This is a genomic window from Roseateles sp. GW821-FHT09G03, assembly GCF_059416045.1.
The window spans coordinates 1-21,343 of sequence record NZ_JBWKOK010000012.1; the positions used below are offsets into that span (position 1 = coordinate 1).

Below are 21,343 nucleotides of genomic sequence, written 5' to 3' on the forward strand. Positions count from 1 at the left end.
GTCGCTCGTCCAGACGCCCACGCTTATCGGCTGTAAATTCTTAAAGAACATCGAAGCAGCTTTCGCTCAAGGCCTCAGCCCCTTGCCGCTTACTTCGTCGCGTCGCTGACTTGTCGTCAACAGCGCAGAAGCGAGATTATGAACGATTTCTTTCGAATCCGTCAAGCAGTCAGAGAAATTATTTTCATCGTCGACTGCGAGAATCTCGCCGCCAAATGAAAACTCGCCGTGGCCAGTTATTCATTCGACTACCTCGGCATACCCTCCGAGGCCGCCGTTCAAAACGTTGTCGTGAACAGCGAAGACCGCTAGTCTAGCACGAGTTTTTTCGCTCGCGCAACTCCCGTCATGGAGCTTTCATTGAACGTGCGGTGGTCGACCGCCGACGCCTCGGCGGCGCAGTGCAGTCAATGCAGCCTGGATTGTGGCGCCAGCACTTCCAGCGCCACCTTGGCTGGCTCATCGCTCTCCAGGATGCGCGGGATCGCGGCAGACAACCGCTGCACGTCGGCTCGCAGGATCCGTTGTTTCACCGACGGAATCTGCGACGGGTGCATCGAGAAGCTCGTCAGGCCCATACCCAGCAGCAGATCGGTGAAGGCAGCGTCGCCGGCCATTTCGCCACAGACGCTGACTTCCTTCCCGGCCGCCCTGGCCTGCGAGATCGAATGCGCCAGCAGGTGCAAAACTGCCGGGTGCCAGGGGTCATAGAGATGGGCGACCGCCTCATCCGCGCGGTCGATGGCCAACGTGTATTGAATGAGGTCGTTGGTTCCAATCGACACGAAGTCCACATGCTTGAGCAACTGCGGCAGCATGATCGCGGCCGCGGGTACCTCCACCATCACACCGAGAGCGACCTCGCCATAGGCCTGACCGACCTCGTCCAGCTGAGCCCTCACGCGCTTGGCCGCCTCCTGGACCTGACGGATCTCCCCCAGGTGGGCGACCATCGGGATCAGCAGCTTCACCTTGCCGAACGCGCTCGCCCGATAGATCGCCCGCAGTTGCTGCCGGAACATGCTCGGCTCTGCCAGACTCCACCGGATCGCCCGAAGGCCCATGGCCGGGTTGAGCACATGTTCGTGGCGGAGTTCGTTGACCGACATCCGGTCCAGCGGCTTGTCGGCACCGATGTCGACTGTGCGGATCGTCACTGGCAGGCCCGCCATGGCTTCGACCGCACTCTTGTAGGCGGCGAACTGCTCTTCCTCGCTGGGCAGGTCGCCATCGCGGTTCATGAACAGGAATTCGCTGCGGAACAGTCCGACACCGGTCGCGCCGGACGCCAGCGCTGCCACGGTATCGCCAGGCAGTTCGATATTGGCGTGCAATTCAATGCGTTGCCCGTCCATCGTGATCGCCGGCGTATGCCTCAGGCGTGCGAGACGTGCATTCTCAAGTTCCGACTGCCGCTGCCGGAAGCGGTATTCCTCCAGCACGATGGGTGACGGATTGACGATCACCGTGCCTGCGTCGCCGTCGATGATGACCCAGTCGTCCTGGCGGATCAGCCGTGAGGCTTCTCGCGTTCCCACCACGGCAGGGATCGCCATGCTGCGCGCCACGATGGCGGTATGGGAGGTCTTCCCCCCGATGTCGGTGATGAAGCCCTGGAAGACGCTGCGCTTGAACTGGATCATGTCCGCCGGCGCGATGTCCGCGGCCACCAGCAGCAGCGGGTCCTCTCCGGCGAAATCCCGGGCCACCACGGAGGCAGCGCCTCCGGCGGGCGCATCGTCCAGCTCCGCCGCGAGCGCGGACAAGATACGTTCGACCACCTGCTCCAGGTCCGCCTTGCGCTCGCGCAGGTAATCGTCTTCCATTTCGTCGAACTGCCGAGCCAGAACCTCCAGCTGCGCCGACAGCGCCCATTCGGCGTTGTAGTGACGATCGACGATCCAATCGCGGGCCGTGTCGACCAGGGCTTCGTCGTTCAGCAGCAGCAGATGAACGTCCAGCAACGCGTCGAGCTCATGGGGCGCGTCGTCAGGCAGCTCGGCCTTCAGGCCTTGCAACTCCCGGGTGACCACATCACGGCCTCGCACCAGACGGGCGTACTCCTGTTCCGCATCGGCGGCAGCGATGAAGTAATGCGCGACGTCGACGCGACTGGATGCGACCAGCACTGCGCGGCCGATCGCCACGCCGCGAGAAACGGGAATGCCGAAGACCTGGAAACTCATGCGCCGACTTTAGCAGCGGGTTCTGAATCCGCCGGTGGGCGGAGGTGAACTCCGCGAAAACCTCTGTGGAGCCGGCGTCAATCACCCCGACGCATGAACGTGACGCCCTCGCGACTGTCACGGTTCGTTCACTTGAGGGTCACCGACGCGTCACCCCGCCCACTCAGCATCGCGGCCATCACTTCAGCGAGGCTTTGCCATGAGGGATCTGCCGCTGCCTACCCTGCCCTTCTCCGATCTGCGCCCCGCCGAAGCGCCCCGGAGGTCACTTCCAGCCAGCTCGCAAGACGTCGCTGTCGATGCTGCGCGCACTCGCTTCCACGTGGGTTGGGCGCGCACGGAGGACGAAGTCCGCCAGGCCCAGCGCCTGAGGTACCAGGTCTTCGTCGATGAGATGGGCGCGCGCCTGAGCGTGCCGGTCGGTGCGCCCGCCGGGCACGACATCGATCTCTTCGACCCCTTTTGCGAACACCTGCTGGTGCGCACGCTCGACAAGCACGGGCAGCCCGGCGAGGTGATCGGCACGTACCGCGTGCTGACGCCGGAGGCGGCCCGTCGTGCCGGCGGCCTCTACAGCGAAACCGAATTCGATCTGACCCGCCTGCGCTCGCTGCGCCCGCGCATGGTCGAGCTGGGCCGGTCCTGCGTCCACCCGGACCACCGCAACGGCGGCGCCATCATGGCGCTGTGGGGCGCGCTCACCGAATTCATGGTCCGCAACGATCTGGACACGATGATCGGCTGCGCCAGCATCAGCATGCGTGACGGCGGCCACTACGCCGCCAGCCTGTGGCGCCAGCTGGACGGCAGCCACATGGCCGACATCGCCTGGCAGGTGCGTCCGCGACTGCCGCTGCCGGTGGACGAGCTTCGCCAGGATCTGGTGGTCGAACCGCCGCCGCTGATCAAGGGTTACCTGCGGGTCGGCGCCCGCATCCTCGGCCGTCCGGCCTGGGATCCCGACTTCAATACCGCCGACCTGCCGATGATCATGCGCATCGCGGATCTGCCGGCGCGTTATCGGAAGCACTTCCTGGGGCGTTGAGCACAGCGCTGCGAAGCCGGAGCGCCGGTACCCCGCTCCGCTCAATCGCCTCCTCACGCTCGGCATTCGCTCCGCAGGGTACCGGCGCTCCGGCTTCTCCGGACTGCGCGGCTCGTCGGGGCGGTTGAACGGACGAGGGGGAGTTACTGGCCTTCGCCGAACTTGTCGTTGACGAGCGCCGTGATCGCGTCGTGCGCAGGCTGCTCATCCTCGCCCGAGGTCTCGAGCTCGACTTCCGCGCCGATGCCCGCCGCCAGCATCATGACGCCCATGATGCTCTTGGCATTCACGCGGCGGCCATTGCGGGTCATGAAGACCTCCGCCTTGAATCCCCCCGCCAACTTCGTCAACTTCGCCGAGGCTCGGGCATGCAGGCCCAGCTTGTTGCTGATGGTGAGGGTCGACTTGATCATGGGCAGGAAGGTTGGGACGAGGGGTTGTTGGAGGCGCAGGGCGCCGTCGCGTCGCACAGGATGCCCTGCGTGCCGCCCTGGCTGGCGCGCTGGACCAGCGCATCCAGGCCTTCGCCGGCGTAGCACAGCGAGCGCCACAGCATCGGCACGTTGACGCCGGTCAGCACCTTCACCTGCTCGCCCTGCAGACGCAGCGCGGCATTCGTCGGTGTGGCGCCGTAGACGTCGGTGAGCACCAGGGTCTGCTGGTGTCCGGAAGCGTCGATCAGCGCGCGCGCCTGCGATTCGACATCGTCGGCGCTCATTTCCGGCGTCACGTCCAGCACCTTCAGCTGCAGCGAGCAATGCGGGAACGTGTGCTCGGCCACCTGCTTCAGTGCGGTGGCCAGCGGGGCGTGAGCGATCAACAGCAGGCCGGACATGACGATCATTATCGTGCGGCGCAGCATGGTGCGGGCGTGGCTCGCACAAACCCTCAATCGTGGGGAGGAGGACTCCCGCTTCGGCCCGCTTCAGGGTGGCAGGGCCACCGATCCCAGGAATACATCCCACGCCTCCGGGTCCAGGCGTTCGCCCTGCATCAGCAGCTGATACAGACGCCCACCGCGGGAGAACACGGCCTGCCGCACCTGCTGCCGGGACTGACCGGGGAGCGCCTCGAAGGACTGCTGGAATGCTTCCTGATCCGCCGCGATGCCGCGCACGCCCAGGGGCGCGGACGCCTGAGGGACCATCTGCCGGGCGATGCTCTCGTGCATGCGGCGCATCGCCGCCGAGGTCGCCCTGGCGTCGCCGAGATCGGTCCAGGTCAACGAGAACTGGCTTCCCCGGGCCTTGCAGCTCAGCGATCGCACGGTCACCCCCTGTCCCGACGGACCGGGTTGCGTGCGCTCTTCGCGGTCCGGCTTGCAGGGGAACATCAACTGCATCTGTGCGCCGTCCGGGCTCACCTTGCGCCAGTTCAAGGCCGGACTGCAGCCGGCGGCCAGCACCAGCAGCAGGATCGAAACGGGCAAGCTCGACGGACGCATCGAACGATTATGGAGGGGCCACAATGCCCCGATGAGCGAAGCGAACTCCCCCCCGCCCTCCGCCATGGCCCTGACGGGCGTGCGCGTGCTGGATCTCTCCCGCGTGCTGGCCGGCCCCTGGTGCACGCAGACCTTGGCCGATCTCGGCGCGGACGTGATCAAGGTCGAGCGCCCTCCGAAAGGCGGCCATCCCGGGGGTGACGACACCCGCGGATGGGGCCCTCCCTATTTGAAGGACCGGGGTGGGCAGGACACCGCCGAAGCGGCCTACTACCTCGGCGCGAACCGCAACAAGCGCTCGGTCGCGATCGACATCGCCAGCCCACGGGGTCAGGACTTGATCCGGGAGCTGGCGCGGCGGGCAGACGTACTCGTCGAGAACTACAAGGTCGGCGACCTGACCCGCTACGGGCTCGACGCTGCGGCGTTGCTCGACATCAATCCCCGGCTGGTGTTCTGCTCGGTGACCGGCTTCGGTCAGACCGGGCCCTACCGGGATCGCGCCGGCTACGACTACGCGGTCCAGGGCCTGGGCGGCCTGATGAGCGTCACCGGCGAGGCCGACGCGCTGCCCGGCGGCGGACCGCAGAAGGTCGGCGTGGCGGTGGCGGACCTCTTCACCGGCATGTACGCGACGGTCGCGATCCTCGCCGCGCTCCGCCACCGGGACGCGACCGGTCAGGGCCAGGTCGTCGACATGGCCCTGCTGGACACGCAGGTGGCGATGCTGGCGAATCTCGGCGCCAACTACCTGACGACCGGCAAGGCGCCAGGCCGCATGGGCAACGCTCACCAGAACATCGTGCCCTACCAGGTGTTCCAGGCCAGCGATGGTCATCTCATCGTTGCAGTGGGCAACGATGGCCAGTTCGTCAAGTTCTGCGAGCTCCTCGGTCTGCCGGAACTTCACCGCGACCCGCGCTACGCCACCAACTCGCAGCGCGTCCGGCATCGCGAGGAGCTGGTCCCGCTGCTGGCCGCGCGCGTCGCCGAGAGACCGAGACAACATTGGCTGGATGCGATGGAAGCGGCCAAGGTGCCGGGCGGCGCAATCAACGACCTGTCCGAAGTCTTCGACGACCCGCAGGTCCTGCACCGCGGGATGGTGGTGTCGATGGCCCATCCGCAAAGCGATGCCTTGCGGGTGGTCGCCAGTCCGATGAAGCTGTCGGAGACCCCCGTGGCCTACCGTTTGCCCCCGCCGCTGATGGGGCAGCACACCGACGAGGTTCTCGCCGAGCTGGGACACGGCCCTGACGCGATCGCCGCATGGCGTGAGGAAGGGGTCATCGCATGAGCAGCAAGGATGAGGGTCGGGGCCGGGATCAAGCGCTTCCCGTCGAGGGCGTGAACATCGTGCTCGTGCACGGCGCCTGGCTCGGTGCCTGGGCGTGGAAGCGGGTCCTCGGGCCCCTGCGCGCCGCCGGACATCAGGTGTTCCCCGTGACGCTGAGCGGTGTCGGCGAGCGGGCCCACCAGCCGCACGCGGACATCCGCCTGCAGACGCACATCGACGACGTGAAAGCCGTCATCGAGTGCGAGGAACTGACCGATGTCCTCCTGGTCGGCCACAGCTACAGCGGCATGGTCATCACCGGCGTTGCGGACCAGATGCCGGACCGCATCGCGCGGCTGGTCTACCTCGACGCCGTCGTGCCGGAGCCTGGCGAGTCCTGGTCCAGCCGCCACACGCCGGAGACCCAGATCCAGCGCCGCGAGTTGATCTCGAAGTTCGGCCACCTGCCGGTGACCGAGCCCAACGGGATGGGGCTGAAGCCGGACGACTTCGACTGGATGATGCGCTGCCAGCGCCCGCAGCCGGGCGGCGTCTATGACAGCCCGCTCGACTTCGACCAGGCGGCGTGGCTCAAGCGTCCACGCACCTTCATCGACTGCAACCGTCCGGCGCTGCTCACGATCGCCGCCGCGCGCGAGCGCGCCCGCAGCCAGCCCGGCTGGGAGCTCTTCGAGATCGCCACAGGTCACCAGGTGATGGTCTCCGCCCCGGAACAGCTCACCGACCGTCTCCTGATGCTGGCCGATCGGCAGGCTGCGCAAGCCTGACGGATCGTCCGCAATCCGCCCCTCATCCCCGGGGAATCGTGAGCCATTTCACGCCATCCACCCAGGGGGGCGATTGCCCCCGACTCACGGGATGGCCTCCCCCGGGGCCGCGCGGAACCATGGCGCCTCCCCTGCCCCGGCATGCCGCCGGAGGCTCACAAGAACGAGAGAGCATGTCCCGCCCGCCCCCTTCCATTGCCGCGCCGTTGGCCGCCAATGACATGGCGCAGCCCCCGAGCGATTCGCAATGGGGCGACGTCGTCCAGCAGCTCGGCGCAGAGATCGCCGGCCCGCTGAGCGCGGCGCTGGAGCGGATCCACACGCTGATCAGCACCGGCCAGATCGATCGCCAGGGCCTGAGGGCGCTGCGCGACTCGGTGGCGCAGGCGCGCGAGGCGGGCATGGTGAGCCAGCAACTGGCGCGATTGGCGTCCGGGCGGCTGAGGCTGTCGCGCGAGCGCGTGCCGCTGACGCAGGTGCTGCGCGGGGTGCTCACGCAACGCAGCCGCGAGACGCAGGCCCGCGGCATCCAGATCCGGCAGCTGCTGCAGCCGATCGAGGTGATCACCGACGCCTCGCTGCTGTTCTCGCTGCTGAACGCGGTGATGGACTGGGCACTCGCCAACACGCATTCCTCGCTGGAGATGCGGCTGGACCTGATGCCTTGGCCCGCCAAGGCCCGGCTCATGTGCCGTTTCGCCCACCGCTCGCTGGACCTGGGCAGCGCTCCGTCGGCGGCGATCAACGCGCCGCCGGAGTCGCTGAACTCGCTGCACTGGCGCCTGATCGAGCAGACCGCCCTGACCCTCGGCGCGCTGCCGCTGCGCGAGGACGAGGCCGGCATCACGATGCTGACGCTCGAGTTCCCGCACGTGGCCAGCGACGAACCGGCTGTCCAGCAAGAACTGGCACCGCCCGCCCAGGCGGAACGGCCCGAACTCGAGCTCGATGATCCGACGCCGTCGCGCAACTCCAAGCCGCTGGCGGGTTGTCACCTGCTGATCGTCTCGCCGCGCCGCGAGGTGCGTCAGGAGATCCAGAACGCCGTGCGCCACATGGGACTGATCATCGATGCCGTCGGCTCGATGGACGAGGCGCTGCAGTTCTGCGAAGAGGGCCTGCCGCACGGCATCGCCTTCGAGCAGTCGATGCGTGACGCCGATTTCGACCGCCTGCGCGCCGACATCACCGGCGAGGTGCCCAGCTTCAGCTTCATCGAGGTGCTGGACGGCGACCAGCAGACGCAGCTGTCCACGGCCACGGCGGAACACATGGCGCGGATCTCCCGCCAGAACCTGCAGGACGCGCTGCCGTCGGTGCTCCTGTTCGAGCTGTCCAAGGCGCTCTGAATCGCCGCCGCACGGCGTCGGCGCCGCACCCTGGCGCCGCCCTGACATGCTCCTGACTTAAGCCCCACCAAAGTGGCGGGCGAACTGCCTCGGGCATACACTTCCGGCCCATGAAGCTGCCTCGCTGGTCCGGACTCCTGCTGCTGGTTGCCGCCGTTGGTATCGGCGCCGGCCTCGCCTATGAGGGCTTGAAGCCCGACCCTGCGCCGCAGGTGAACTACGTGCTGCTCGACGGCTCGAAGCACGCCTCCGCTCAGGCCTGGACGGGCAAGGTGATGCTGGTCAACTTCTGGGCGACTTCCTGCACCACCTGCGTCAAGGAAATGCCGCAGGTCATCGCGACGCACCAGAAGTACAAGGACAAGGGCTTCGACACGCTGGCCGTCGCCATGAGCTACGACCCGCCGGCCTATGTCGCCAACTACGCCGAGACCCGCAACCTGCCCTTCGGCGTCGCGATGGACAGCACCGGCGAGATCGCCCGCAGCTTCGGCAAGGTCCAGCTCACGCCGACGACGTTCCTGATCAACAAGCGCGGCGAGATCGTCAAGCGCTTCGTCGGCGAACCCGACTTCGCGGCGCTGCACGGCACGATCGAGAAGCTGCTCGCCGAGAGCTGAGTCCTCCGCGCCCCACCGAACCATGCCGCTTCCGAGCGGCATTTTTCATGGCCGGACCGGCCTTCGCTCGGGTGTCGATCCCCGCGCGATCCCCGCGAATACGCGGGTTAGCCCCGACGCTTTGCGATTCTTTTCCTCGGGTACACCAGCCTGCTGTCGCCAGATACTAGGGTAGCGACATAGCAAGCATCGCCCGCCCGAATGAACACGAACAAGAACCTGCCCGGCGTGCCGGGGACTGTCATCTCCCCCCTCTCCAACGCATCGACGCAGCGACGACAACGAGGCCGGGCGGCGCCCTGGATCCTCGGCGTGGTCGTGCTGGCCATCGCGGCTGGCGGCTGGTGGTGGTGGAAGGGGCGCGGCGCCGACGGCGCGGCGGGCGGTCCCGCCTCCGCCGCCAGCGGGCCCGCGGGTGCCGGTGGCCCGGGCGCCGGCGGTGCCGGCCGCGGGGGCCGCTTCGCCGCCAACCGCGTGCAGCCGGTCTCGGTCATGCCCGCGCGGCTGCAGGACATCCGCCACACCGCCGCTGCCATCGGCACGATCAGCGCCTCCAACACCGCCGTCGTGCGCGCGCAGGTCAGCGGCGTGCTGCAGCAGATCCACTTCACCGAAGGCCAGCAGGTCAAGGCCGGCCAGACGCTCGCGCAGATCGATCCGCGCGCCTTCCAGGCCGCGCTCGGCCAGGCCGAAGGCCAGCTCGCCCGCGACAAGGCCACGCTGGACAACGCCCGCATCGACCTGACGCGCTACCAGGACCTGCTCGCCAAGGACGCGATCGCGCGCCAGCAGGTCGACACGCAGCAGGCCACGGTCAACCAGCTCATGGGCACGGTCAAGGCCGACCAGGCCGCCGTCGACAGCGCACGGCTGCAGGTCACCTACAGCCGCGTGCAGGCGCCGATCTCGGGCCGCGTCGGCCTGAAGCAGGCGGACATCGGCAACGTCGTGCAGACCGGCGACACCAACGGCATCGTCAGCATCACGCAGACGCGTCCGATCGCTTTGACCTTCGCGGTGCCCTCGGCGCTGCTGCCGCAGGTGAGCGCCGGCCTGAAGGGCAAGACCGCGATGACCGTCGAGGCCTGGAGCCGCGACGGCAAGACGCGCCTGGCCACCGGCAAGCTCGCGACCGCCGACAACGCGATCGACATCACCACCGACACGATCAAGCTGAAGGCGCTGTTCCCGAATGACGACGACGCGCTCTATCCCAACCAGTCGGTCAGCGTGAAGCTGCAGCTCGCGACCGAGCAGAACCGCCTCGCCGTGCCGGCCGCCGCGGTGCTGCGCGGCGCGCAGGGCTTCTACGTCTACGTCGTGGGCGCGGACAACACCGTCACCACACGCGTCGTGCAGACCGGTGCGGTCGATGGCGACTGGATGGCCGTGGACGGCAAGGTCGAGCCGGGCGATCGCGTCGTGATCGACGGCGTCGACCGGCTGCGCGAAGGCGCGAAGGTCGAGGTCATCGCCGCCGATCCGAAGCAGCGCGCCGGCGCGAACGCGGCACCGCGTCGCGGCCGTGGCGCGAGCGCACCGGGCGGTGCGGCTTCCGGCGCGTGGGGCGAAGGCCGCCGGGCCTCGGGCGCATCGGCACCGCAAGGCGCGGCCAGCGGCTCCGGCAATCCGGCTGACGCCGCGCTGCGCGCTCCCACTACGGAAGCCCGCAACGACGCCGCGCAAGCCGGCGGCGAACGCCCAGCGTGGCTGGATCGACTGCCGCCCGATGTCCAAGAGAAGGTCATGAAGATGAGTCCCGCCGAGCGGGAAGCCTGGATCGCCGAACGCCGCGCCGAACGCGCCAAGCGCCAGGCGGCCTCGGCCGGCGGCAACTGATCGCCGAGGGCAACAGGCTATGGCCATGAACCCGTCCCGTCCCTTCATCGAGCGGCCGGTCGCGACCTCGCTGCTGATGCTGGCCATCCTGCTGGCGGGCCTGCTGGCCTATCGGCTGCTGCCCTTGTCCGCGCTGCCGGAGGTCGACTACCCGACGATCCAGGTCACGACGCTCTATCCGGGCGCGAGCCCCGACGTCATCTCGACCACCGTCACCGCGCCGCTGGAGCGCCAGTTCGGCCAGATGCCGGGCCTGAGCCAGATGACCTCCTCGAGTTCCGGCGGCGCGTCGGTGATCACGCTGCGCTTCTCGCTGGGCCTGTCGCTGGACGTCGCCGAGCAGGAAGTGCAGGCCGCGATCAACGCCGGCAGCAACCTGCTGCCCAGCGACCTGCCGATGCCGCCGGTCTACAGCAAGGTCAACCCGGCCGATGCGCCGGTGATGACGATCGCGGTGACCTCGCCGTCGCTGCCGGTGATCAAGGTCCACGACCTGGTCGAGAACCGCCTCGCGCCCAAGCTGTCGCAGGTGGACGGCGTGGGCCTGGTGAGCATCGCCGGCGGGCGACGACCCGCCGTGCGCATCCAGGCGAACCCGCGCGCGTTGGCGGCGCTGGGACTGTCGCTGGACGACGTGCGCAGCGCCATCGCGTCGGCCAACGTCAACCAGGCCAAGGGCAGTTTCGACGGCTCGCAGCGCGCGTCGACGATCGACGCCAATGACCAGTTGCGCTCCGCCGCCGAGTACCAGAACCTGATCATCGCCTGGAAGAACGGCAACCCGCTGCGGCTGAACGACGTCGCGGAGATCGTCGACGACGCCGAGAACCTGCGCCTGGCGGCCTGGGCCGACACCACGCCCGGCGTGATCCTGAACGTTCAGCGCCAGCCCGGCGCGAACGTGATCCAGACCGTCGACCGCGTGAAGGCGCTGCTGCCCAAGCTGCAGGGCACCCTGCCCGCGTCCGTCGACGTGCAGATCCTGTCCGACCGCACGACGACGATCCGCGCCTCGGTCGACGACACCGAGATCGAGCTGCTGCTCGCGATCGTGCTGGTCGTCGCGGTGATCTTCCTGTTCCTGCGCAGCGGCAGTGCCACGCTGATCCCCAGCGTCGCGGTGCCGCTGTCGCTGATCGGCACTTTCGGCGTGATGTACCTCGCCGGGTTCTCGATCAACAACCTGACGCTGATGGCGCTGACCATCTCGACCGGCTTCGTCGTCGACGACGCGATCGTGATGATCGAGAACATCGCCCGCTACGTGGAGGAAGGCGACTCGCCGATGGAGGCGGCCATCAAGGGCTCCAGGCAGATCGGCTTCACCATCATCTCGCTGACGGTCTCGCTGATCGCGGTGCTGATCCCGCTGCTGTTCATGGGCGACGTCGTCGGCCGGCTGTTCCATGAGTTCGCGATCACGCTGGCGGTGTCCATCCTGATCTCCGCCTTCGTCTCGCTGACACTGACGCCGATGATGAGCGCACGGCTGCTGAAGCCCGAGGTGGAGCAGAAGCACTCGCGCCTGGGCACCTGGTTCGGCGAGAAGTTCGAAGCCATGATCCAGGCCTACGGCCGCGGCCTGGACTGGGTGCTGGACCGGCCGGTGCTGACGCTGCTGGGCTTCTTCGGGACGCTGGCGCTGACGGCCCTGCTGTACATCGTCGTGCCCAAGGGCTTCTTCCCGGTGCAGGACACGGGCCTGCTGCAGGTCATCACCGAGGCGACGCAGAGCACCTCCTTCGACGCGATGAGCGAGCGTCAGCAGAAGCTGGCCGAAGTCTTCCTGAAGGATCCCGACGTCGACCACATCGCGTCCTTCATCGGCGTGGACGGCGCCAACGCGTCGTTGAACACGGGCCGCATGCAGATCACGCTGAAGCCTTTCGCGTCGCGTCACGCGTCGGCGACGGAGATCATCGCGCGGCTGGGCGACGCGAACCGGCAGGTGCCGGGCATCACCGCCTACATGCAGCCGGTGCAGGACCTGACGATCGAGGACCGCATCTCCAAGACGCAGTACCAGTTCCTGCTGAGCTCGCCGGATTCCGGCGACCTGCAGAAGGCCAACGACCAGCTGCTGGAACGGCTCAAGGCGCTGCCGCAGCTGGCCGACGTCGCCAGCGACCTGCAGAACCAGGGCCTGCAGGCCTGGGTGCAGATCGACCGCGAGGCGGCCGGCCGGCTCGGCGTGACGATCGCGGCGATCGACACCGCGCTCTACAACGCCTTCGGGCAGCGGTTGATCTCGACGATCTACACGCAGTCCAGCCAGTACCGCGTCGTGCTGGAAGCGGCGCCGGAGTTCCGCAGCGGACCGCGCGCGCTCGAAGGGCTGTACGTGCCCGGCAGCACGTCCACCACCAGCGCCACCGGCACGACGTCGACGACTTCGGTGCAGGTGCCGCTGAACTCGGTCGCGCAGATCGTCGAGCGCCCGGCGGCACTGGCGATCAACCACGTCGCGCAGTTCCCCGCGGCGACGATCTCGTTCAACCTGCCGCCCGGCGTCGCCCTCGGCGATGCCGTCAAGGCGATCAAGGCTGAACAGGCCCAGCTCGACCTGCCCATCAGCGTCGAGACCAGCTTCCAGGGCGCGGCAGAGGCCTTCAGCAACTCGCTGTCGAGCACGCTGTTCCTGATCCTCGCGGCGGTGGTCACGATGTACATCGTGCTGGGCGTGCTCTACGAGAGCTACATCCACCCGGTCACCATCCTGTCGACGCTGCCGTCGGCCGGCGTCGGCGCGCTGCTGGCATTGCTGCTCGGCGGGCTGGACCTCGGGATCATCGCGATCATCGGCATCGTGCTGCTGATCGGCATCGTCAAGAAGAACGCGATCATGATGATCGACTTCGCGCTCGAGGCCGAGCGCGAACAGGGACTCGAGCCGCGCGCCGCGATCCACCAGGCCTCGCTGCTGCGCTTCCGCCCGATCCTGATGACGACGATGGCCGCGCTGCTGGGCGCGCTCCCGCTGATGCTGGGCACCGGTGTCGGCCATGAATTGCGGCATCCGCTGGGCGTGACGATGGTCGGCGGCTTGATCGTGAGCCAGCTGCTGACGCTGTTCACGACGCCGGTGATCTATCTGGGCTTCGCGCGGATGGCGCAGCGCTGGCGCGAGCGCCGCGGTGTGAAGCGCGAGACGCGTGCCGCCGAGGAACGTCGCGGCCCGGACGCGCCGCAGATCGCCGATCCGGCCGGCCCCATCGGCCCGATCGAGCCGGTTGGACCTGCCGGTCCGGGCGGAGACCTGCGATGAATATTTCTGCGCCGTTCATCGCCCGGCCGGTTGCAACGACGCTGATCACGATCGGCATCGCGCTGGCGGGGATGCTCGGGTATCACTTTCTGCCGATCGCGCCGCTGCCGCAGGTGGACTTCCCGACGATCTCGGTGTCCGCCTCGCTGCCGGGCGCCAGCCCGGACACGATGGCCGCGACCGTCGCCACGCCGCTGGAGCGCGCGCTGGGCAGCATCGCCGGCGTCACCGAGATCACGTCTCGTTCCGCGCTCGGATCGAGCAACGTCACGCTGCAGTTCGACCTGAGCCGCGACATCGACGGCGCCGCGCGCGACGTGCAGGCCGCGATCAACGCGGCGCGCACGCTGCTGCCGACCGGCATGCCGAGCAACCCGACCTACCGCAAGGTCAACCCGGCCGACGCGCCGATCATGATCCTGGCGCTGACCTCGCAGACGCTGACGCGTGGCCAGATGTACGACACCGCGTCGACGGTGCTGGCGCAGCGGCTGGCGCAGGTCGGCGGCGTCGGGCAGGTCAACGTCGGCGGCGGCGCGCTGCCGGCGGTGCGGGTCGAGCTCAACCCGGACAAGCTGGCGGCCAACGGCATCTCGCTGGACCAGGTGCGCCAGGCCATCACCAACACCAACGCGAACCGGCCCAAGGGCGCGGTGGAGCAGTCCGGCCGCTACTGGCAGGTCGGCGCGAACGACCAGGCGCGCAGCGCGTCCGAGTACGCGCCGGTGGTGCTGTCCTACCGCGACGGCGCCGCGCTACGGCTGCGCGACGTGGCGGACGTCAGCGACTCGGTCCAGGACGTGCGCAACTACGGCGCGTCCAACGGCCAGCCGGCGATCCTGCTGTTCATCCAGAAGGAGCCGGGCGCCAACATCATCGAGACGGTGCAGCACGTGCGCGAGCTGCTGCCGAGGCTGCAGGCCTCGATCCCGCCGGCGATCGACCTCAAGGTCATCAGCGACCGCACGCCGACCATCCGCGCCTCGCTGGACGAGGTGCAGCGCGCGATGGCGATCGCCGTCGGGCTGGTCATCCTGGTGGTGCTGCTGTTCCTGCGCAGCTGGCGCGCGACGCTGCTGCCCGCGGTCGCCGTGCCGGTCTCGCTGGCCGGCACCTTCGGCGTGATGTACCTGTGCGGCTACAGCCTGGACAACCTGTCGGCGATGGCGCTGACGGTGGCCACCGGCTTCGTCGTCGACGACGCGATCGTCGTGCTGGAGAACATCACCCGCTACATCGAGCAGGGTCTGCAGCCGGTCGAGGCCGCGCTGCGCGGCGCGCGCGAGATCGGCTTCACGGTGATCTCGATCAGCCTGTCGCTGGTGGCGGTGTTCATCCCCATCCTGCTGATGGGCGGCGTCGTCGGGCGGCTGTTCCGCGAATTCGCCGTCGTGCTCTCGGCCTCCATCCTGGTGTCGATGATCGTCTCGCTGACGACGACGCCGATGATGGCCTCGCGCGTGCTGAAGCCGCGCAAGGAGCCCGAGCCCGGCGCCGCCACGAAGCGCAAGGGCTGGTTCGCGCGCGCCGCCGGTCGCTTCAACCGGGCACTGGCGCGCGGCTACCGGCGCTCGCTGATGTGGACATTGCGGCATCAGCCGGTCGCGCTGCTGTCGCTGGTGGCGGTGGTCGCGCTGAACGTGCATCTCTACGGCGCGATCCCCAAGACCTTCTTCCCGCAGCAGGACACCGGCGTGCTGATCGGCGGCGTGCAGGCGGACCAGGGCAGCTCCTTCGAGATGATGCGCAAGCGGGTCGACCGCTTCATGGAGATCATCCTGTCCGACCCCGCGGTGGAGAACGTCAACGGCAACACCGGCGGCGGGCAGCGCAACGGCGCCAACTTCTACATCACGCTCAAGCCGCTGAAGGAACGCAAGGTCTCGGCCGATCAGGTCGTGAACCGGCTGCGCGACAAGATGGCGCACGAGCCCGGCGCCAACCTCTTCCTCGTGCCGGTGCAGGACATCCGCATCGGTGGCCGGCAGGCCAACGCGCAGTACCAGTTCACGCTGCAGGCGGACGACCTCGAGGTGCTGCGGGAATGGGAACCGCGCGTGCGCAACGCGCTGTCGCAGCTACCGGACCTGACCGACGTGAACACCGACCAGCAGGACAAGGGCGTGCAGACCTCGCTGGTCATCGACCGCGACGCGGCGGCGCGTCTGGGCGTGACGGTGAGCACCATCGACACGACCCTGAACAACGCCTTCGGCCAACGGCAGGTCGGCGTCATCTACAACCCGCTGAACCAGTACCGCGTGGTGATGGAACTGGCACCGCAGTACCTGCAGGGGCCGGAGACGCTGCGCAAGCTCTACGTCACGAGCAGCTCGGGCGCGCAGGTGCCGCTGTCGGCGTTCAGCCGCTTCGAGACGACCAACACGCCGTTGTCGGTGAACCACCAGAGCGGCTCCCCGGCGTCGACGATCAGCTTCAACCTGCCCGAGGGCGTGTCGCTGTCGCAGGCCACGGACGCGATCAACAACGCGATGGCGGAGCTGGGTGTGCCGGTGTCCTTGCGCGGCACCTTCGCGGGCACGGCCAACGCCTTCCAGGACGCGCTGAAGTCGCAGCCCATCCTGATCGGCGCGGCCATCATCGCGATCTACCTGGTGCTGGGCATGCTCTACGAGAGCCTGGTGCATCCGGTGACCATCCTGTCGACGCTGCCGTCCGCAGGCGTGGGCGCGCTGCTGGCGCTGATGATGTTCAACACGGAGTTCTCGATCATCGCGTTGATCGGCGTGATCCTGCTGATCGGCATCGTCAAGAAGAACGCCATCATGATGATCGACTTCGCCATCGCGCGGCAGCGCACGACGGCCCACCTGACGGCGGGCGCGGCAATCTTCCGCGCCGCCAAGCTGAGGCTGCGTCCGATCCTGATGACGACCTTCGCCGCGATCTTCGGCGCAGTGCCGCTCGCGCTGGGCAGCGGCGACGGCGCCGAGCTGCGCAAGCCGCTGGGCATCGCGATCGTCGGCGGCCTGATCCTGAGTCAGGTGCTCACGCTCTACACGACGCCGGTCGTCTTCGTGACGATGGAACGGCTGCGCCAGCGCGTGATGCGGCGCCGCGCGGCCAGGCGCGCGGCGAAGGCCGCCAAGGCCTCGAACACGGCGCCCCCGATGAATCCCGAGCCGCCCGCGGCTCCGACCCTGCAGGGCTGAGACATGCAGACAGACATGCAGACCCCGATGATGAAGAACGACTCCTCCGTCTCCGCCGCACGCCCGCGCACGGCCCTCAACACCCTCGCGACGGCAGCGGCGATGACGGCACTGATCGCCTTGATGAGCGGCTGCGCCGTGACGCGCGTCGACCCGCCCGCGCCGGTCGCGGCGCCGGCGCAGTTCAAGGAGAACGCGCTGTGGAAGCAGGCGCGGCCCGCCGCCGCCGAGCCGATCCCTGAACAGTGGTGGACGCTGTTCGACGACCCGGTCCTCAACGACCTGCAGCACCGGCTCGTGATCGGCAACGAGAACCTGAAGGCGGCGATCGCGCAGGTGGAAGGCGCCCGCGCCGCGCTCGAGGCGAGCCGCTCGGCGTTCTTCCCCACGTTGTCCGTCGGCTTCTCGGGCACGCGCAGCAAGAGCCCGGACGGCAACGTCACCAACGGCTCGATCAACCGCGGACCGACCAACAGCGTCCAGGCCTCGCTGAACGCGAGCTGGGAGCCGGACCTCTGGGGCCGGCTGCGCCTGGCGAGCGAAGGCGCGAATGCGTCGCTGCAGGCGAGCGCCGACGACCTCGCCGCCGCGCGCTTGAGCGCGCAGGCGACGCTGGCGCAGACCTACTTCTCGCTGCGGACCGCGGAGGCGCAGGAGGCGCTGTACGACCGCAGCGTGAAGGCGTATCAGCGCTTCCTCGACCTGACACAGGCGCGCTACCAGAGCGGCGTCGCCGCGCGCAGCGACGTGCTGCAGGCGCAGACGCAACTGCGCTCGGCGGAGGCGCAACTGCTGGAGACGCGCTCGACGCGCGGTCAGCTCGAGCACGCAATCGCGGTGCTGCTGGGACTGCCGCCGTCAGCGCTGGATCTGGCGAAGAACGCGGTCTTGCCGAAGCCGCCCGCCGTGCCGGAGATGTTGCCGTCGCAGTTGCTGGAGCGCCGGCCCGACATCGCCGCCGCGCAGCGGCGCGTGGCGGCGGCGTATTCGCAGATCGGCGTCGCGGACGCGGCGTACTTCCCGTCGCTGACGCTGTCGGGCAGCGCCGGTTATCGCAACAGCACGCTGACGGACCTGCTGTCGGCGCCCAACCTGTTCTGGTCGCTGGGCCCGTCGCTCGCGCAGGCGATCTTCGACGGCGGCCAGCGCAAGCTGGCGAGCGCGCAGGCACGCACGAGCGCCGAGGTCGCGACCTCGACCTATCGTCAGACGGTGTTGACCGCCCTGCAGGAAGTGGAGGACAACCTGATCCTCACCGACCACCTGCGCGAGGAAGCGCGGCTGCAGCAGGAGGCGCTGGACGCCGCGCAGCGCAACCTCGAACTGGTGACCGATCAGTACCGCGCAGGCACCGTGTCCTTCCTGGACGTCACGACGGCGCAGAACAGCGCCTTCAACGCGGAGGCCTCGCTGCTGTCCGTGCGCAACCGCCAACTGGCGGCGATCAACCTGCTGCTGAAGAACGTCGCGGGCCGCTGGACACCGGCCTGAGCGCCTCGCGCGCTCCTTGAAGCCGGCCCCGGCCCGGCCCGGTAACGAAAGGGCCCACAACGCAAAACGGCTCCCGGATGGGAGCCGTCTTTCATGGCGCCTGAAGGCTCAAGCGGCGGAAGCCTTCTCCGCTTCCACCTTCTCCAGCGCGGCATGCGCCTGCTGGTCCGCGTGGTAGCTGGAGCGCACCATCGCGCCGACCGCCGCGTGCGTGAAGCCCATCTTGTAGGCCTCTTCCTCGAACATCTTGAAGGTGTCCGGGTGCACGTAGCGCCGCACCGGCAGGTGGTGGCCCGACGGGGCCAGGTATTGCCCGATCGTCAACATGTCGATGTTGTGCTCGCGCATGTCGCGCATGACCTGGAGGATCTCCTCGTCGGTCTCGCCCAGGCCGACCATGATGCCGCTCTTGGTCGGCACGCCCGGCACCGCTTCCTTGAAACGCTTCAGCAGGCTCAGGCTGAACTGGTAGTCCGAGCCCGGACGCGCTTCCTTGTACAGGCGCGGCGCGGTTTCCAGGTTGTGGTTCATCACGTCCGGCGGCGCGGCCTTCAGGATGTCCAGCGCGCGGTCCATGCGGCCGCGGAAGTCGGGCACCAGCACCTCGATCTGCGTGCGCGGGCTCAGTTCGCGCACCTTGCGGATGCACTCGGCGAAGTGGCCGGCGCCACCGTCGCGCAGGTCGTCGCGGTCCACGCTGGTGATCACCACGTAGTTCAGCTTCAGCGCGGCGATCGTCTTGGCCAGGTTCAGCGGCTCGTCCACGTCCAGCGGATCCGGCCGGCCGTGGCCGACGTCGCAGAACGGGCAGCGCCGCGTGCACTTGTCGCCCATGATCATGAAGGTCGCCGTGCCTTTGCCGAAGCACTCGCCGATGTTGGGGCAGGACGCTTCCTCGCAGACCGTGTGCAGCTTGTGCTCGCGCAGGATCTGCTTGATCTCGTAGAAGCGCGTCGACGGCGAACCGGCCTTCACCCGGATCCAGTCCGGCTTCTTCAGCTGTTCCGCCGGAATGATCTTGATCGGGATCCGCGCCGTCTTGGCTTGCGCCTTCTGCTTGGCGGTCGCGTCGTAGTCGGACGCGCTCTTGGCTTCGTGGGTGACGTTCTCGGTTGCCATCAGGCGTTCTCTCGGTTGCCTTGTTCCGGGCCTCAGGGTTGGAGCTGGGCGGCGAGCCGCTCTCCGAACCGCTGGGCCACCGTGGCCCAGTCCGTGAAAACCCCGAGTGTACCGAGGTCCACCGTCTGAAGCCCTGCGTATCCGCACGGATGGATGCCCAGGAAGGGCTTCAGGTCCATCGCCACATTCAGCGCGACGCCGTGATACGTGCAGTGCCGGCTGATCTTGATCCCCAGCGCCGCGACCTTGCCCAAGCCACGGAAAGGATCCGCGGGATCGGCCGGGCCGGTCAGGGCGGCATGCGCCCCGGGGTCGTCCAGCCGCACATAGATGCCGGGCGCGCCGGCCACCCGGTGGCCCGTGACGCCGACGCCGTCCAGCGTCTGGATCACGGCGGTCTCCAGGCGGAACACGTACTCCTTGACGAAGATCCCCAGCCGCCTGAGGTCCACCAGCGGATAGGCGACCACCTGCCCGGGGCCGTGATACGTCACCTGTCCGCCGCGGTTGGTCTGCACGACGGGAATGCCCTGCGGGTCCAGGACATTGTCGGCCTGGCCGGCGAGGCCTTGGGTGTAGACGGGATCGAATTCGCAGAGCCAGAGCTCGTCCAGCGTCTCCGGACCGCGCGTCTCGGTGAAGGCGCGCATCGCGTCCAGCGTGGCCGCATAGTCGACGCGGCCCAGGGTCTTGATCAGCATTCCGGCATGCTAGCCGCGATGGCCCTAGCATCGCCGGCATCGGGACATTCAGGAGCCGCGCCATGCCGCGTCACATCACGGCCCTCGCCGCCCTCGCGGTCTGCTGCCTCGCGCTGCAGGGCAGCCCGGCCTTCGCCGCCGGCGTCACGCTGGAGCAGGCGCTCGCCACGTACGAACGCGGCGATCTTCAAGCCGCGGAAAAGCAGTTCCGTGCGCTTTCGCAGCAGGGGCTGGCGCTGGGCGACTACAACCTCGCGATGATGCATCTGCGCGCGGAGGTGCCCAAGCCCGATCCCAAACTCGCCAGGACGTTGCTCGTGCGGGCCGCCGGTCGCGGCCTCGTCCGCGCCGAGCTGGCGCTGGGCCAGTTCCATGAACAGGGCGCGGACGGCAAGCCGGACCTGGTCCAGGCCCAGGCCTGGTACCTGAAGGCCGCCGAGCACGGCAGCGTCGATGCGCAGGTGGCCGTGGCCACCGCGTTCTACCTGGGTCGTGGTGCCGGGAAGGACTTCCCGCAAGCCGCGCAGTGGTATCGCGAAGCCGCCAAGGGCGGCGACGTCGGCGCGCAGTACCTGATCGCGTCGATGTACGAGTCGGGCCTGGGCGTCGAGCGCGATTTGCGCCTCGCGCGCTACTGGTACGACATCGCGGCGCGCAACGGCGACGAGGCCGCGCCGTACAAGCTGAAGGCGGTCGACGAAGCGCTCGCGGCCGCCGCCGGCGCGGTGTGAGCGGTCCTCGCCTAGAGGACGACCTTCACCATCGGGTGCGTGGTCAGCGTGCGATAGAGCTCGTCGAGCTGTTCGCGGCTGGTGGCGGTGACGGTGATCGTCACGCCCAGGTACTTGCCGCCCGAACTGGGGCGCCGCTCGACACTGGCGGCATCGAAGGCCGGATCGAACTGCTGCGCGACGCTGACGATCGCCTCGACGAAACCCTCCACATGCGCACCCATCACCTTGATGGGGAACTGGGACGGGTACTCGATGAGCGATTGCTCGGGCGGGATCGGGGCGTTGTTGAAGCTGGTCATGATGGGAGATTCAA

At 68.3% G+C, this 21,343-nt stretch carries 17 protein-coding genes; 10 read left to right on the plus strand and 7 right to left on the minus strand.

Annotation, left to right across the window (positions count from 1 at the left end; translation table 11 throughout):
* Positions 1-407: 407 nt before the first annotated feature.
* The gene (ptsP, locus tag AC07OZ_RS28390; RefSeq protein WP_495470372.1) at positions 408-2,186 is read right to left on the minus strand and encodes a phosphoenolpyruvate--protein phosphotransferase; all 1,779 of its coding nucleotides are present in this window, start codon (positions 2,184-2,186) and stop codon (positions 408-410) included.
* A 199-nt stretch (positions 2,187-2,385) separates the two neighbouring features.
* On the opposite strand from ptsP, the gene AC07OZ_RS28395 reads away from it, so the two are divergent.
* The gene (locus tag AC07OZ_RS28395; RefSeq protein ID WP_495470373.1) at positions 2,386-3,231 is read left to right on the plus strand and encodes a GNAT family N-acetyltransferase; all 846 of its coding nucleotides are present in this window, start codon (positions 2,386-2,388) and stop codon (positions 3,229-3,231) included.
* A 143-nt stretch (positions 3,232-3,374) separates the two neighbouring features.
* Here AC07OZ_RS28395 and AC07OZ_RS28400 read toward each other — a convergent pair whose 3' ends face one another.
* The 3 genes from AC07OZ_RS28400 to AC07OZ_RS28410 form a co-directional block, all read right to left on the minus strand.
* Positions 3,375-3,644, minus strand: a complete 270-nt coding sequence (locus tag AC07OZ_RS28400) for an HPr family phosphocarrier protein (protein WP_067281479.1) — start codon at positions 3,642-3,644, stop codon at positions 3,375-3,377.
* Positions 3,641-4,066 carry a PTS sugar transporter subunit IIA gene (locus AC07OZ_RS28405; RefSeq protein WP_495470374.1) on the minus strand — a complete coding sequence of 142 codons (426 nt, stop codon included), beginning with the start codon at positions 4,064-4,066 and terminating at the stop codon, positions 3,641-3,643. The genes AC07OZ_RS28400 and AC07OZ_RS28405 overlap by 4 nt, the downstream gene beginning before the upstream one ends.
* Positions 4,067-4,156: 90 nt before the next feature.
* Positions 4,157-4,660, minus strand: coding sequence for a hypothetical protein (locus AC07OZ_RS28410; RefSeq protein WP_495470375.1), 504 nt, complete (start codon positions 4,658-4,660; stop codon positions 4,157-4,159).
* Between the two features lie 46 nt (positions 4,661-4,706).
* On the opposite strand from AC07OZ_RS28410, the gene AC07OZ_RS28415 reads away from it, so the two are divergent.
* The 8 genes from AC07OZ_RS28415 (at position 4,707) to AC07OZ_RS28450 (ending at position 18,476) form a co-directional block, all read left to right on the plus strand.
* Positions 4,707-5,972 carry a CaiB/BaiF CoA transferase family protein gene (locus AC07OZ_RS28415; protein WP_495470376.1) on the plus strand — a complete coding sequence of 422 codons (1,266 nt, stop codon included), beginning with the start codon at positions 4,707-4,709 and terminating at the stop codon, positions 5,970-5,972.
* Positions 5,969-6,739: an alpha/beta fold hydrolase gene (locus AC07OZ_RS28420; protein ID WP_495470377.1), complete on the plus strand. Its 771-nt coding sequence runs from the start codon at positions 5,969-5,971 to the stop codon at positions 6,737-6,739. The genes AC07OZ_RS28415 and AC07OZ_RS28420 overlap by 4 nt, the downstream gene beginning before the upstream one ends.
* Positions 6,740-6,912: 173 nt before the next feature.
* Entirely contained in the window at positions 6,913-8,088 is a 1,176-nt protein-coding gene (locus AC07OZ_RS28425; protein WP_495470378.1) for a hypothetical protein, read from the plus strand.
* A 110-nt stretch (positions 8,089-8,198) separates the two neighbouring features.
* Positions 8,199-8,708, plus strand: coding sequence for a TlpA disulfide reductase family protein (locus tag AC07OZ_RS28430; protein ID WP_495470379.1), 510 nt, complete (start codon positions 8,199-8,201; stop codon positions 8,706-8,708).
* A gap of 201 nt (positions 8,709-8,909) precedes the next feature.
* Complete coding sequence (locus tag AC07OZ_RS28435) at positions 8,910-10,547, plus strand: MdtA/MuxA family multidrug efflux RND transporter periplasmic adaptor subunit (protein ID WP_495470380.1); 1,638 nt, start codon at positions 8,910-8,912, stop codon at positions 10,545-10,547.
* Between the two features lie 25 nt (positions 10,548-10,572).
* Complete coding sequence (locus tag AC07OZ_RS28440; protein WP_495470381.1) at positions 10,573-13,812, plus strand: MdtB/MuxB family multidrug efflux RND transporter permease subunit; 3,240 nt, start codon at positions 10,573-10,575, stop codon at positions 13,810-13,812.
* Positions 13,809-16,985, plus strand: coding sequence for a multidrug efflux RND transporter permease subunit (locus AC07OZ_RS28445; protein WP_495470382.1), 3,177 nt, complete (start codon positions 13,809-13,811; stop codon positions 16,983-16,985). Before AC07OZ_RS28440 ends, AC07OZ_RS28445 begins: the two co-directional genes overlap by 4 nt.
* Before the next feature lie 15 nt (positions 16,986-17,000).
* A complete protein-coding gene (locus tag AC07OZ_RS28450) occupies positions 17,001-18,476 on the plus strand; it encodes an efflux transporter outer membrane subunit (RefSeq protein ID WP_495470383.1) in 1,476 nt (491 codons plus the stop codon).
* Between the two features lie 108 nt (positions 18,477-18,584).
* Here the strand turns inward: AC07OZ_RS28450 and lipA are convergent, their stop codons facing one another.
* Complete coding sequence (gene lipA, locus AC07OZ_RS28455) at positions 18,585-19,595, minus strand: lipoyl synthase (protein WP_495470384.1); 1,011 nt, start codon at positions 19,593-19,595, stop codon at positions 18,585-18,587.
* Between the two features lie 32 nt (positions 19,596-19,627).
* The gene (lipB, locus tag AC07OZ_RS28460) at positions 19,628-20,296 is read right to left on the minus strand and encodes a lipoyl(octanoyl) transferase LipB (RefSeq protein ID WP_495470385.1); all 669 of its coding nucleotides are present in this window, start codon (positions 20,294-20,296) and stop codon (positions 19,628-19,630) included.
* 62 nt (positions 20,297-20,358) lie between these two features.
* Here lipB and AC07OZ_RS28465 point away from each other — a divergent pair, with 62 nt between their 5' ends.
* Entirely contained in the window at positions 20,359-21,027 is a 669-nt protein-coding gene (locus AC07OZ_RS28465) for a tetratricopeptide repeat protein (RefSeq protein WP_495470386.1), read from the plus strand.
* An 11-nt stretch (positions 21,028-21,038) separates the two neighbouring features.
* Here AC07OZ_RS28465 and AC07OZ_RS28470 read toward each other — a convergent pair whose 3' ends face one another.
* Positions 21,039-21,329 carry a DUF493 family protein gene (locus AC07OZ_RS28470; RefSeq protein WP_495470387.1) on the minus strand — a complete coding sequence of 97 codons (291 nt, stop codon included), beginning with the start codon at positions 21,327-21,329 and terminating at the stop codon, positions 21,039-21,041.
* Between the last annotated feature and the right edge of the window lie 14 nt (positions 21,330-21,343).